This is a genomic window from Winogradskyella sp. PE311 (genome assembly GCF_046545555.1).
Classification (GTDB): Bacteria; Bacteroidota; Bacteroidia; order Flavobacteriales; family Flavobacteriaceae; genus Winogradskyella.
Map to the genome: position 1 here is coordinate 1,413,442 of NZ_JBHZTH010000001.1, position 14,743 is coordinate 1,428,184.

The following is a 14,743-nucleotide window of genomic DNA, read 5'->3' on the forward strand; positions in this document are numbered from 1 at the left end:
AGTTACTAATTTATGCATTCTATTATTTAGCGAGTATATCTAAAATACTATCACATCTTTTAATACCCTCTAAAGTAGCATCGCGTTTAAACATTAAAGCTCCGTATACACTCTGAATAATATTTTTCAATAATTTTTCGTCTTTAAAAGGAATTTTACCTACTTCTATTAATTCATAGTCTGTATGGTAAATAAAATAGTTTCCTAGATAATCTTTATTGATTATTTCTTGTCGTTTGTAGGCGTTTAAAATATCTTCATAGTCTGAATAGTGTTTTTGAATAGTAGTTCTAAGCTCAAAATTATTCAGTAGTTTTAGGTCACCAGAGTTAACTAGAGTTTGGTGCGTGTAGTCTTTTGGTTTAAATGAAGTTAATTGTGCTAAATTATAAATTGCTCTTAATCTTTGATTTTTATCAGGACTATTTTTCCCAAGAATAGAGATGACATCTTTGGCTTGGTCTATTTTGGTTTTAATGATTTCCAGGTTAGATTCTAAATGCAATTTATCAGCTGCTATATCTTGTTTTAAATTAGTTATATATTCGTTTTTCTGAGTTTCATCGGATCTCTTTTCTCCCCAATTATTCATAGCAAAGGCTAAAGAGATACCTACAATAACTATTAAAATTTCGCCAAAAGCATAGGTGAGTTTCTTTTTCATAGGTTTAAAACATTGTACTTCTTTAAAATTAGGAAAATAACATACAAAACCAAAAGCCTTTGATGAAAACCAAAGGCTTTATAGCTTAAAATATATTTACTTGCTTATATATGCATAGCAAGTTGTTGTGTATCCTTGTTAAGAATTACATCATGCCAGGCATTCCGCCTCCGCCCATTGGTGGCATGGCAGGAGCATCTTCTTTAATATCTACTAAAGCACACTCAGTGGTTAAAATCATACCAGCTACAGAAGCGGCATTTTCCAAAGCAATACGAGTTACTTTTTTAGGATCGATAATACCAGCTTTTAGCATATCTACATAAGTTTCAGACTTAGCATTATATCCAAAATCTTTTTTACCTTCTAAAACTTTATTAATTACAACAGAACCTTCTCCACCTGCATTTTCTACAATAGTTCTTAAAGGAGATTCAATAGCTTTGTTTACAATTTGTACACCAGTTGTTTCATCTAAGTTCTCTGTTGTGATTTTTTCTAAAGTTTTCTTAGCTCTCACTAATGCAACTCCACCGCCAGCAACGATCCCTTCTTCAACAGCTGCTCGTGTTGCATGTAATGCATCATCAACTCTGTCTTTTTTCTCTTTCATTTCTACTTCAGATGCAGCACCTACATAGAGTACAGCAACTCCACCAGCTAATTTTGCTAATCGCTCTTGTAATTTTTCTCGATCGTAATCAGAAGTCGTTGTTTCTATCTGCGCTTTTATTTGGTTTACTCTTGCTTTTATATCAGAAGCTTTTCCGTTACCATTTACAATTGTTGTATTGTCTTTATCGATAGTTACGGTCTCCGCTGTTCCTAGCATAGTAAGATCTGCATTCTCTAAAGAGAATCCTCTTTCTTCAGAGATTACAACACCACCTGTTAATATAGCTATGTCTTCTAGCATTGCTTTACGTCTATCACCAAAACCAGGAGCTTTCACAGCTGCTATTTTTAGTCCACCACGCAATTTATTAACAACTAAAGTTGCTAATGCTTGTCCTTCAACATCTTCTGCTATAATTAATAGAGGACGACCAGACTGTGCAACTGGTTCTAATATTGGTAGAATTTCTTGTAAGTTAGAAATCTTCTTATCAAACAATAAAATGTATGGATTCTCTAAATCAGCAATCATTTTATCAGCATCAGTGACGAAATAAGGGGATAAATACCCTCTGTCAAACTGCATGCCTTCTACAACGTCAACGTATGTTTCCATACCTTTCGCTTCTTCTACAGTAATTACACCTTCTTTACCAACTTTTCCGAAGGCTTTAGCGATTAAATCACCAATAGTGTCATCGTTGTTAGCAGAAATCGCCGCAACTTGTTTAATCTTGTCAGAATCGCTACCTACTTTTTTAGATTGTTTATCAAGGTCAGAAACAATAGCTTCGACAGCTTTGTCAATACCTCGTTTTAAATCCATAGGATTAGCACCTGCAGCAACATTTTTAAGTCCTTCTTTTACAATAGCTTGTGCTAAAACTGTAGCGGTAGTTGTGCCGTCACCAGCTAGATCGTTAGTTTTAGAAGCAACCTCTTTTACCATTTGCGCTCCCATATTTTCAAGTTCATCTGCAAGCTCAATTTCTTTTGCTACAGATACACCATCCTTGGTTACTTGAGGAGCACCAAATGATTTTCCTATAATTACATTACGACCTTTTGGTCCTAAAGTTACTTTTACTGCGTTTGCTAAAGCATCTACACCACGTTTTAGTCCGTCGCGTGCTTCAATATCAAATTTTATATCTTTTGCCATCGTTAAAATTTTAATTTTAGCGTTTCCGCGAAAGCGGAAATCTGTTTGTGTTTAATTTAAAAAATTTAGTTTTTTGGTTGATCATATTCATGTCTTAGCAGGAATGACAATCTAAATTATCGCCAAGATGTCACTTTCGCGCATCATTAAATAGTCTTTTCCTTCTAATTTAAGTTCTGTTCCTCCATACTTTCCGTAAAGTACAGTATCACCAACTTTAACTGTAATAGGTTCGTCTTTTGTGCCTTTTCCAGTTGCTACTACAGTTCCTTTTTGTGGTTTTTCTTTTGCATTATCTGGAATAATAATACCTGAAGCCGTAGTTGTTTCAGCTTGCATTGGTTCTACAAGAACACGATCTGCTAAAGGTTTAATGTTTAAAGCCATTTTGTTGTATGTTTTAGTTGTTTTAAATTCTAATTACGCTCTAGCGTAGTTCTAAAATTGTGCCAAGCAATAAAGACTGACAAACTTGCAGAAATAAAAAAAAGCCAACTAAATTTTAGTTGGCTTTTTTTTATTTCTATTTATTTAGATTACCCTTCTGGATTTGTGCTTGGGGCTGCAGCATCATCTGTTGCAGGTTCAGTAGTTAGAGGTAATTCTGTATTGTCATTAGTGTCTAAAGCTTTAGATTCTATGCTGCCACCACCATCAATAGTTAAGTTAGAAGCTAAAATTAAAATAATTAGAGCAGTAGCTAAAAACCAAGTACTTTTATCTAAAAAATCTCCAGTCTTTTTAACTCCACCTAGTTGTTGTGTACCACCACCACCGAAAGATGACGATAAACCTCCACCTTTTGGATTCTGTACCATTATAACAACGATCAATAAGAAGGCTACTATTACTATTAATACCAAGAATATTACAAATGTACTCATGTTATATATTATTTTGTTCTTTTAATTCTTTTACCGCTTTAATTTGGTGTGCAAAGAAACTACTTTTTTCTGGATATTTCAAACTTAAAATTTTATAAGATTGAATGGCTTTATCATAGTTTTTTTGTTCTAAATAAATACGAGCTAAAGTTTCTGTCATTAAACTGTTAGAAAGATGATCATCATTATTTACCAACTTAGGTTTTGGTGCATTACCTGTAATAGGTTTTATTTTAGGATTTTCATTTATAAACTTGTCTATAATATCGAGTTTACTTTTCAACGGAGCAGAAGTTGTGTTGTTTTCTAATTTTTTAGATTCATTAGTTTCACGCAAAATAGGTTTAAAATTGGTGATTTTCAGCCATTCTGCAAATGAATAATTTTCCGATTTATCAAAATCTAATGGTTGTCCTATGTTAAGTTTTTTTTCTGGAGTAATGTTTTTAACATCAACAGAAATTATAGAATCTTCAATTTTAGGCGAAATAGTTGGAGGCGGAATTGGTTTAAAAAGATGAGGATCTAAAACACCTTCAGTTGCTTTAACATGCGCTTTTAAAGCATCGTCAATAGTAACACTTTTATGTATAGAGATATCATCAATATCAGAAACTTCTATAGCTTTAATATATTCTGAGTTTTGCTTAATTTCATTAGATATTTCATTTTGATTAAAAATTTCGGAAGTTATGTAATCAAATAAAACACTACGGTCCGTTGTATGGGCAGCTGTAACTTTTAAAGAATTGTTGTATTTGTAGCTTGCTTTTTGTTTTAAACCTTTGAGATGTAATGCTCTAAGTGGTTGAAAATAAGGAAACTCGCTAATTTTTATAGATAGTGCTTCGTATTGCGATGCAGTTATTGCCTCAGGATGTTTTAATAAGTATGTGAGTTGTTGAAGCTCCATATATTACCAATTAGCTAAAGATGCGTTAAAAATATCTTGTGTTAATCTTTCGAAAATTACTTGGAAAGCTTCATCTTTTGTTCCTCCAGTAAGTTGTGCATTGGCGTCGTAATCAAAGAAGAAAGAAAAACGTCTTTCGAAATCTTTTTCTTCATCTAGTGTATTAAAATATCTAACATTAACTCCTATTGTTAAGCGGTTTTGTGCAGCTGTGTTTTGAGCCGTAGCAGTCATCGGTGCAATGCGGTACTCTGTGATTTCACCTTCAAAAAGTAAATCTCCACCTGTATTTACCAAGTTTAAATTGGTTTGATTCTGAATTAAATCTTGGAGGCTATTGGTAAAATCAATATCTAAACCAGGTTCAACTAATTCTGCATTATTCTGAAAGAAGTTAACCTGAAATGTTTTTGCATTACCAGTATCAGCACCAGTAAATGAATAAATACCACAACTAACTAGGGTTACATTTAATGATAAAAAAATAATGAATTTTAATTTTTTCATTTAATATGTATTTGGACGTTTCATAGTTATAAAAGCATAGATATAACCAGCATTATCAGCGACATCAAAATCTACATTGACAAGACGATAACCTTTATAATGTTTTTCATTTATTAATTCTTCAGCTTCCTTTCTAATAGCCTCAGAACTATTTGGTCTAAATGATTTTCTTATCATAAATATTTCTACTGCTTTCATTATCTGATATTATATTTGTGTCGAAATGTATTTAAATTAAAAACTTAATAAAGTAAATTATCTTATCTAAGACTTCACAAAATTTTCTTAAAGATCGTATTGCTTTATTTTTCTATACAACGTACGTTCACTAATTCCAAGTTCTGCGGCAGCAAGCTTCCGTTTACCACTATGTCGCTCGAGTGATTTTTTTATGAGTTCTAACTCTTTGTCTTGTAAAGATAAGGTTTCTTCTTCTTCAATTTCTTCAGCAAAATGATATTTGTCCTCAACTTCAGGTAGAATAGATTCCTTCGTATCTGTATGTTGTTGCAAAGATAAAACCTCTAAATCTTCAATGGCTGTAGATTCAATAGCTTCGTCTTTATCTCCATATATTTTCTGAATTAAATGCTCATTATCTTTTTGAACCTCAGAAACGCTTCCGTTTTTCATCAACTCCATTGTGAGCTTCTTAAGGTCATTGAGATCAGCTTTCATATCAAATAAAACTTTGTACAAAATCTCACGTTCATTAGCAAAATCGCTTTCGGATTTAGTGTTGTTTACAACAGCAGGTAGATTAGAACCTGTATTTGGTAAATAGTTCTGTATAGTAGCAGCATTAATTGTGCGAATATGCTCTAAAACCGAAACTTGTTCTGCTACATTTCTTAACTGACGAATATTCCCATTCCAACGATATCTTAAAAGTAAATTAACAGCATCATCAGTTAATTTTACAGTTGGCATCTTGTATTTTAAAGCAAAATCACTAGCAAATTTTCTGAATAACAAATGTATGTCTTCTTTCCGTTCTCTAAGGGCAGGCAGGTTAATTTCTATCGTGCTTAGACGGTAATAAAGGTCTTCTCTAAACTTTTCTTTTTTAATAGCTTCGAACATGTTTACATTTGTCGCAGCTACTATTCTTACATCTGTTTTTTGAACTTTACTAGAACCTACTTTTATAAATTCTCCATTCTCTAATACACGTAAAAGACGAACTTGAGTAGTTAGAGGTAGCTCACCAACTTCGTCTAAAAATATAGTTCCACCATCAGCAACCTCAAAATAACCGGACCTTGTTTGAGTTGCTCCTGTAAAAGCCCCTTTTTCATGACCGAATAATTCACTATCAATTGTTCCCTCAGGAATAGCTCCACAGTTTACGGCTATATATTTACCGTGTTTACGGTGTGAAAGTTGATGAATAATTTTAGGAATACTCTCCTTACCAACTCCACTCTCTCCAGTTACCAATACAGATATATCGGTAGGAGCAACCTGAATTGCTTTTTCTATAGAACGATTAAGTTTGGGATCATTCCCAATAATACCAAAACGTTGTTTTATGGCTTGTATAGATTCCATATTTTATCCACTAAAGTTGGAACTCTTAATTATTATTTTTAGTTGACGTAGTTAAACCTTTCATTGATTTCTATCATAAGTTCAGCACCAAAATCGTAAGCGATATCTCTACTCAATATTCTTCCTATGGAATTATATTCCAAATCAAATGTAAAAGCCTCACCATCAAATGTGGCGCCACTCCAGTTATTTGTAGAATGAAATTGTGCGATTAATGCGCCAACTTCATCAGAATAATCATCTGCTAAAAAATTAAGTAAATAATTGTCATTGTAGACTATTTGTAAAGGATTGGTGTTGTCATCAAAATTATAAGTGATATTACTTTCGGTTTCACCTGTTGTTATACTACTATTAATATTACCACCTCCATTATAAGTTAGCGTTTCAATTTGTATTGAAAATGTGTCGTCAAAAGACTCTTTCTTAATAATTCGATCAAAGCCGTCTAAAGTGAATACAGTAGAAATGGTCGATCCAACTTCAGTTCTTGTAATGATGTTGTCAGTGTAAGTAAAATTATAAGTATAATCATCTTCATCGTCTTCAAAATAGTCATATGTAATTTGTGAAATTGAACCATTTGTATAAGTTATTATATACTCATTTGTCGTTTGGCCTTGAGAATTAACAGAAATATCACTTGTAATCTGACCAGTCATATTGCGTGTATAAGTCTGGTTATCAGTCTCAAAAGGGCTGCCTTCAACCGATATTGCCGTTGAACTCGATAGAATTTTGTTTTCAGATATATTAATATCAGAATTTGTTATGGTTTGGAGTGGAATACCAAAAAAGCTAAATGTTAAATCAGTGTCCAATTCATAAAGAGATAATGTTAGATCACCGCTCTCGCTTCCGCCATTACCACCTGCATTGCCATCACCACTATCTTGTGTAAAACCAGTGTCTAAAGGTTCATTTTCACAAGCTGTGCTTAACGATAGTATACATAATATTAAAAGTATTTTTTTCATCTATTAATTATTTTTTGAATAACCTACAGGTTCACCAATTAAAGTGGCACTTGTGCAGTCTATAATTTTTACGTTTACAAAATCTCCTGGTTTGTAATGCTCTTTAGGGAAAACAGCAACCACATTTTGACTATTTCTTCCAGCCCATTGTTTATCAGATCTTTTTGATGACTTTTCAATCAAAAATTCTTGGATCTTACCAACATGCTGTTTTGTTCTGTAATGGCTATGTTCTCTCTGTAAAGCTTGAATCTCATTTAATCTTCTTTGCTTAACTTCTGCAGGTATATCGTCCTCCATTTTGCGACCTGCAAGCGTACCAGGACGCTCTGAATAGGCAAACATAAATCCAAAATCATATTTCACATATTCCATTAGGCTTAATGTGTCTTGATGATCTTCTTCGGTTTCTGTTGGGAATCCCGCAATCATATCTTGGCTAATACCAACATCTGGTATTAAACGTTTAATGTTATCAATAAGTTTAAAGTACTCCTCTCGAGTATGCAAACGATTCATGGCTTTTAAAACACGATTACTTCCACTTTGCACAGGTAAGTGAATATAATTGCAAATATTTTCGAAGGCTGCCATAGTTTCAATAACATCTAAAGTCATATCCTGCGGATTTGATGTCGAAAACCTAAAGCGCATTTTTGGTTGTGCTTTAGCACAAAGCTCTAAAAGTTTGGCGAAATTTACTGCGGTAGCCTTTTGCATATCGGTAGCTTTTTCGAAGTCTTTTTTTAGTCCACCACCATACCACAAATAACTATCTACATTTTGACCTAATAAGGTTACTTCCTTGTAACCTTTAGACCATAAATCATTAACTTCTTCTATAATACTTTGTGTATCTCTACTTCTTTCTCTACCTCTGGTAAATGGAACAACGCAAAATGTGCACATATTATCGCAACCACGTGTAATTGATACAAATGCACTAACACCATTAGAGTTTAGTCTAACAGGTGAAATATCGCCATAGGTTTCCTCTTTAGAAAGAATAACATTAATAGCATCTCTACCTTCGTTTACTTCTTCTAAAAGATTTGGTAAGTCTTTATAGGCGTCAGGGCCAACAACCAAATCCACTATTTTTTCCTCTTCTAAGAATTTAGTTTTTAGACGCTCTGCCATGCACCCTAAAACACCAACTTTCATTTTAGGATTGCGTTTTTTCTCTTTATTGTAGTACTTTAATCTTTTTCTAACAGTTTGCTCTGCTTTATCTCTTATAGAACATGTATTTACTAAAACTAAATCTGCATCTTGTAAATTTTTTGTGGTATTATATCCTTGTTCTGATAATATAGAGGCAACAATTTCGCTATCACTAAAATTCATTTGGCAACCATAACTCTCTATGAAGAGTTTTTTTTGATTCCCTTCTTTTTGCTCTAGTACTAAGGATTCTCCCTGTTTATTTTCGTCTATAATCTTTTCCATCTGTTATGTTCCGTGCAAACGAAATATCTGTTAACTTAAAATATTTATTTCAATAAGCATGCAAAGATATAATTATTTTAGACTTTGTGACAAAGTGGCAGTTTTATATTATTTTGATTTGTTTGTTGTTTTTTTGAATGAAATTTAAGTTTTAAGACGCAACCATTTGGAGTATTTTGCATCTTTAAATAAATTAAGAAAATGAAATCATTAAGATTAACTACACTATTTTTATTAGGTCTTCTATTGCTAAGTACACAATGCGACGAAGATAACGTGCCGATTTCTCCTCTTTGTGACGAGGTTCCGATAATAGACAGCTCATTTTATGAGAACTCGGAGTCCGATACATTTAGTATTTTAAATGCAGAAGTTGATGGTGATTGCTTACTTATTAATCTTTCAGCTAGCGGATGTGATGGGAGTTCTTGGCAAATAGAATTGGTGGATGCAGATATTGTTCAGGAATCATCACCAGTGCAGCGTTCCTTAAAGTTAGTGTTAACTAATAATGAGGCGTGTTTGGCTGTTTTTACTCAACGAAGATCTTTTGATTTAAGAGAACTTAGGGTTGCCGGAGAAATTGAGGTTTTATTAAATATCCAAGATTTTTCAGAACCGATTCTATATAGTTACTAAAGAAAAAAGAAAATATTATATTATAAAAGGCTTTGTAAAATACAAGGCTTTTTTTGTTTCAAAGAATAAGTAAACCACGATAAAATGTGTGGTATTTAAGACCAAATTAGGATTGTAAATTTATTTTCGCATACATTTGTAACCTCAAAAAAAATAAAGAATGCCAAAAAATCTAGTCATAGTTGAGTCACCTGCAAAGGCAAAAACCATTGAAAAATTTTTAGGAAAGGATTATAAAGTAGAGTCTAGTTTTGGACATATTGCTGATCTCCCTTCTAAAGAATTAGGGGTTGATGTAGAAGGAGATTTTATGCCAAAATATCAAGTCTCTAAAGACAAAAAGGATGTGGTTAAAAAACTTAAAGATTTAGCTAAGAAAGCAGAAATGGTTTGGTTGGCTAGTGATGAGGATCGGGAAGGAGAAGCAATTGCTTGGCATTTGGCTGAAACATTAAAATTAGATAAGGATAAAACGAAGCGTATTGTTTTTCATGAAATTACTAAAAGCGCCATTAATAAAGCTATTGAAAACCCAAGAAGTATTGATTATAATTTAGTTGATGCACAACAGGCTAGACGTGTGCTAGATAGAATAGTTGGTTATGAGTTGTCACCAGTATTATGGAGAAAAGTTAAAGGTGGACTTTCAGCGGGTCGAGTACAATCTGTTTCTGTGCGCTTAATAGTTGAAAGAGAAAGAGCTGTACAAGGTTTTGTCCCAGAAGCAAGCTACAGGGTTGACGCTGAATTTAAAACTGTTGGAGGTAATTCATTTAAGGCTAAATTACCAAAGAATTTTAGTTCAGAAAAAAAAGCTCTTCAGTTTTTAAATAATAATATTGATGCATCTTATGCCGTTGCTGACCTGCAAAAGAAGCCGGCTAAAAAATCTGCCGCTGCTCCATTTACAACGTCAACACTTCAGCAAGAAGCATCTCGTAAATTAGGATTCTCTGTGGGTAGAACTATGAGTAATGCGCAACGTTTGTATGAAGCAGGTCTTATAACATACATGAGAACAGATAGTGTTAATCTTTCTGATGAGGCTAAGAAAGGCGCCGAAAGTGAGATTATTTCTGCATATGGTTCAGAATTTAGTAAGCCTACTAATTATAAAGGTAAATCTAAAGGTGCGCAAGAAGCGCATGAGGCTATTCGTCCTACAAATTTTGCTAATCATTCTGTTAATGCAGAAAGAGATCAAGCTCGTTTATACGATTTAATATGGAAGAGAGCTATTGCTTCTCAAATGAGTGATGCTAAATTAGAACGCACAAATCTAAAAATAGAGATAGATTCTAGTAACAACGTTGCGGAGCAGTTTACTGCAAATGGAGAAATTATAACCTTTGAAGGCTTCTTAAAAGTTTATTTAGAAGGTACTGATGACGAACATGCGGAACAAGAGGGTATTTTACCAGACTTGAAGGTTGGTGAAAATTTAGAAAATAATTTTATAACTGCTACAGAACGTTTTACTAGACCACCTTCAAGGTTTACTGAAGCGTCATTAGTAAAACAATTAGAAGAATTAGGAATAGGTAGACCATCTACTTATGCACCAACAATATCTACTATTCAGAATAGAAACTATGTAGAAAAAGGAACTCACGAAGGGGATGAGCGACCTTACAAGCAATTAGTTTTTGAAAACGGAAATATAGCAAGTAAGAATTTATCTGAAAAATCTGGCTCTAATAAAGGTAAACTTGTTCCGACAGATATAGGAATGATTGTAACTGACTTTTTAGTCAATCATTTTGAAAGTATTTTAGATTATAATTTCACTGCTAAAGTCGAAGATAAATTTGATGATATAGCGGAAGGAAAAGAAGATTGGAGAGAAATGATGAAGGACTTTTATAAAGGTTTTCATCCGCAAGTTGAAGATGTACAAGAAAATGCAGAGCGTGAATCTGGAGAACGTGTTTTAGGAACCGATCCAAAATCTGGAAGAACAGTACTAGTGAGATTGGGTAAATTTGGTCCTCTTGTTCAATTAGGAAAACCCGACGATGAAGAAAAGCCACAATTTGCTAGTTTATCTCCAGACCAGCAATTAAGTTCTATAACTTTTGAAGAAGCTATGGATCTATTCAAATTGCCAAAAGCATTAGGTCATTATAAAGAGGAAGAGGTTGAAGTGAATAATGGGCGTTTTGGGCCTTATGTTAAATTTGGTAAAAAGTTTGTTTCTTTACCTAAGGGAGTTGATCCATTAAGCGTAGAATTAGAGGAAGCTATTGTATATATAAAGGAAAAAGAATTAGCAGATGCTCCTATATACATTTATAAGGATTTAGAGGTTACTAAAGGAAAAGGTCGTTTTGGGCCATTTATAAAGTGGAATAATCTATTTATTAACGTAAATAAAAAATACGATTGGGATAATTTATCTGAGGAAGACATTGTAACTTTGGTTGAGGAAAAAATTCAGAAAGAAATAGATAAAGTGATCCATAATTGGGAAGAAGAAGGTGTTAGAGTAGAAAAGGCAAGATGGGGAAGGCATAATATTATAAAGGGTAAGCAAAAAGTAGAATTGGCTAAAACAGTTGATGTTACTAAAATGACATTAGAAAAAGCACAAGCTTTATTAGAAAAAAACGCACCTAAGAAAAAAACTAGAAAGAAAGCAACTAAGAAAAAAGCGACTACTAAAAAGAAGTAACACACTATGAATTTTAATTTTCTAACGCCTGTTTCAGATGCGGTTTTGGCTCATAACGAACTAACAGCGCAACAAGCGCTAGGAAGAAAAATTAAAGTCCATTCAAGACAAAACGGAATTCCAGAATTAGAAGGTGTTCAATTAGCTATTATTGGTGTTAAAGAAAATCGTAATGACGTCAATTATATTGGTGTAGAGATCAATTTTGACTCTATTAGAAAAACACTTTATACGCTTTTTCCTGGTAATTGGCACACAACCTTGGCTGATTTGGGTGATATAGAGCCAGGAGAGACAGTAGAAGATTCTTACTTCGCAATAAGAACAGCAATCTCAGTTTTATTAGAGAAAGATATAATACCAATCATTTTAGGTGGTAGTCAAGATTTAACCTATCCTAATTATAGAGCCTACGATACAATAAAACCAATGATCAATATTGTAAATATTGATACTAATTTTGATTTAGGCGATGCTAGTTTACCTATTAAAAACAATAGTTATCTCGGAAAAGTCATTGTTGATGAGCCTTATAATTTATTTAATTATACAACTATAGGGTATCAAACCTATTTTAATTCTCAAGAAGAAATAGATCTTGTAGAGAAATTGTATTTCGAAGCTTATCGTTTAGGTGAAATTTCAGCCGATATTAATAGAGTAGAGCCTTTACTACGAGATGCTCATATAGTTTCTATAGATTTAAAGTCAGTTCGAGCAGCTGAGGTAAGTGAAAATCAAAAATACTCGCCTAATGGATTTTCTGGAAAGGAAATTTGTGCTATCTCGCGTTATGCTGGGATAAGTAATAAAGTATCTTCTTTTGGAATTTATGAGTATCATAATTCTAAAAATGATAGTGCTTCTTCAATGTTATTAGCTCAAATGATTTGGTATTTTATTGAGGGTGTTAATTGTAGAGTGTTAGACGATGCATTTACTAATGAAAAGCAATATCAAAAATATAACGTGTTGGTAGACGATGATGAGTTAATTTTCTATAAAAGTTTAAAAACCGGTCGTTGGTGGATAGAGATTCCTTTTTTGCCAAATGTTAATAATAAATTAAAAAAGCATGCGTTATTACCTTGCATGCACTCTGACTATAAGTTAGCATTACAAGGAGAGATACCAGAAAGGTGGTATAAAGCTTATAGGAAGAACAGCTTCTAAAATTGACGTTTAATCGATAATTTAACAGTTAAAGTATCGATGAAATGCATTTTTTAAGGACGAAATGCAAAAAAAAATAGAAAAAAGTTGTTTTTTAAAAATTATATAAATATGTTTACGTCCTTAAAATTAAGGAGAACTAATTTAACCTCGAGTTACTATGAATATTAAGAAGTTTATTTTACTAACCACAGTATTGATTTTGGTTGCCAGTTGTAATTCTGGAGACCGAGGACAATTGGTCGGTGTTAAAGGTAAATCATGGCACCCAGAAAAACCTTATGGAATGACATTAGTTCCTGGAGGAGCGTTTATTATGGGTAAATCAGATGATGATATTGCTGGTGTGCAAGATGCTCCAACTAAAACAGCAACTGTACGCGCTTTCTATATGGACGAAACAGAAATCACTAATAGTGAGTATCGTCAATTTGTAGAATGGGTAAGAGATTCTATCTTAAGATTAAAGTTAGCAGAAATGGCTGACTTGGAAGGAAAAACTCCAGGGAATGGTGATATAGGTGAGTTTGCTTATTTAGATTCAAATCCAGACGATCTTAATGCATACGAAAGTTATATGCTTAATACTTATGGTAATGAGCAAAGAAAAATAAATCGTGATCCAGAATTATTTTTTGATACTTCTGAATACCCAGATGAATTATATGCTGAGGTTATGGATGGTATGTATTTACCATTAGAAGAATCTTATAACGGACAACGTACTTGGGATGTAAAGCAATTTAAATTTCAGTATACCTATATGGATATTGCTAAAGCAGCAAAAGATAGAAGCTTAAGACGTTCAGAAGTTATAGAACAAGAAGAGGTAGAAATCTATCCAGATACAACAGCTTGGATACGAGATTTTGCTTATTCATATAATGAGCCAATGCATAATGATTATTTTTGGCATGATGCCTATGGGGATTATCCTGTGGTTGGTGTGTCTTGGAAGCAGGCAAGAGCGTTTTGTCAGTGGAGAACAATAAATCATAATGGCTACCAAAAAAGTAAAGGTAAACAACCAGTAAATGCTTATAGATTACCTTCTGAAGCAGAATGGGAATATGCAGCTCGTGGAGGTCTTCAAGGTGGAACTTATCCTTGGGGTGGCCCATATGCTAAAAATGATAGAGGATGCTTTATGGCAAACTTTAAGCCATTAAGAGGTGATTATGCAGCAGATCAAGCATTGTATACTGTAGAAGCCGACGCTTACGATCCTAATGATTTTAACTTATACAATATGGCAGGAAATGTCTCTGAATGGGTAGCTGGTTCTTATGATCCAGGTTCTTATGAGTTTTCTTCAACAATTAATCCTAATGTTAATGATCCAGATAATGCGCGTAAAGTAGTTAGAGGAGGTTCTTGGAAAGATGTTGCATACTTCTTACAAGTGAGCTCAAGAGACTACGAATATGCCGATTCGGCTAGAAGCTATATTGGTTTTAGAACAGTTCAAGATTATATGGGAACTGAAGTTACCAAAAACGCTGCAACAAACTAAAAAAGTAAAAATTAAATAACAACCC

The 14,743-nt window shown here is 33.2% G+C and carries 14 protein-coding genes; 4 read left to right on the plus strand and 10 right to left on the minus strand.

The window, feature by feature from the left end; genetic code table 11:
• Positions 1–22: 22 nt before the first annotated feature.
• The 10 genes from ACFWU4_RS06005 to miaB form a co-directional block, all read right to left on the minus strand.
• Complete coding sequence (locus ACFWU4_RS06005; RefSeq protein ID WP_411125843.1) at positions 23–664, minus strand: DUF6090 family protein; 642 nt, start codon at positions 662–664, stop codon at positions 23–25.
• A gap of 145 nt (positions 665–809) precedes the next feature.
• Positions 810–2,441 carry a chaperonin GroEL gene (groL, locus tag ACFWU4_RS06010; RefSeq protein ID WP_411125844.1) on the minus strand — a complete coding sequence of 544 codons (1,632 nt, stop codon included), beginning with the start codon at positions 2,439–2,441 and terminating at the stop codon, positions 810–812.
• Positions 2,442–2,552: 111 nt separating this feature from the next.
• Positions 2,553–2,828 (minus strand): co-chaperone GroES, encoded by a 276-nt coding sequence (gene groES / locus ACFWU4_RS06015; RefSeq protein ID WP_411125846.1) that lies wholly within the window; start codon positions 2,826–2,828, stop codon positions 2,553–2,555.
• 149 nt (positions 2,829–2,977) lie between these two features.
• Positions 2,978–3,325, minus strand: coding sequence for a preprotein translocase subunit SecG (gene secG, locus ACFWU4_RS06020; protein WP_411125848.1), 348 nt, complete (start codon positions 3,323–3,325; stop codon positions 2,978–2,980).
• Position 3,326: 1 nt separating this feature from the next.
• Entirely contained in the window at positions 3,327–4,238 is a 912-nt protein-coding gene (locus ACFWU4_RS06025) for a hypothetical protein (RefSeq protein WP_411125850.1), read from the minus strand.
• 3 nt (positions 4,239–4,241) lie between these two features.
• On the minus strand, positions 4,242–4,745 hold the full coding sequence (locus ACFWU4_RS06030) for an LptE family protein (RefSeq protein WP_411125851.1): 504 nt from the start codon (positions 4,743–4,745) through the stop codon (positions 4,242–4,244).
• On the minus strand, positions 4,746–4,943 hold the full coding sequence (locus tag ACFWU4_RS06035) for a hypothetical protein (protein ID WP_411125853.1): 198 nt from the start codon (positions 4,941–4,943) through the stop codon (positions 4,746–4,748).
• Positions 4,944–5,030: 87 nt separating this feature from the next.
• On the minus strand, positions 5,031–6,296 hold the full coding sequence (locus ACFWU4_RS06040; RefSeq protein WP_411125855.1) for a sigma-54 interaction domain-containing protein: 1,266 nt from the start codon (positions 6,294–6,296) through the stop codon (positions 5,031–5,033).
• A gap of 38 nt (positions 6,297–6,334) precedes the next feature.
• Positions 6,335–7,273, minus strand: a complete 939-nt coding sequence (locus ACFWU4_RS06045; protein WP_411125857.1) for a hypothetical protein — start codon at positions 7,271–7,273, stop codon at positions 6,335–6,337.
• Between the two features lie 3 nt (positions 7,274–7,276).
• Positions 7,277–8,722: a tRNA (N6-isopentenyl adenosine(37)-C2)-methylthiotransferase MiaB gene (miaB, locus tag ACFWU4_RS06050; RefSeq protein WP_411125858.1), complete on the minus strand. Its 1,446-nt coding sequence runs from the start codon at positions 8,720–8,722 to the stop codon at positions 7,277–7,279.
• 201 nt (positions 8,723–8,923) lie between these two features.
• On the opposite strand from miaB, the gene ACFWU4_RS06055 reads away from it, so the two are divergent.
• The 4 genes from ACFWU4_RS06055 (at position 8,924) to gldK (ending at position 14,718) form a co-directional block, all read left to right on the plus strand.
• A complete protein-coding gene (locus ACFWU4_RS06055) occupies positions 8,924–9,361 on the plus strand; it encodes a hypothetical protein (protein ID WP_411125860.1) in 438 nt (145 codons plus the stop codon).
• Between the two features lie 160 nt (positions 9,362–9,521).
• The gene (gene topA / locus ACFWU4_RS06060) at positions 9,522–12,032 is read left to right on the plus strand and encodes a type I DNA topoisomerase (RefSeq protein ID WP_411125862.1); all 2,511 of its coding nucleotides are present in this window, start codon (positions 9,522–9,524) and stop codon (positions 12,030–12,032) included.
• A 6-nt stretch (positions 12,033–12,038) separates the two neighbouring features.
• Complete coding sequence (locus tag ACFWU4_RS06065; RefSeq protein ID WP_411125864.1) at positions 12,039–13,205, plus strand: formimidoylglutamase; 1,167 nt, start codon at positions 12,039–12,041, stop codon at positions 13,203–13,205.
• 160 nt (positions 13,206–13,365) lie between these two features.
• Positions 13,366–14,718, plus strand: coding sequence for a gliding motility lipoprotein GldK (gldK, locus tag ACFWU4_RS06070; protein ID WP_411125865.1), 1,353 nt, complete (start codon positions 13,366–13,368; stop codon positions 14,716–14,718).
• Positions 14,719–14,743: the final 25 nt, after the last annotated feature.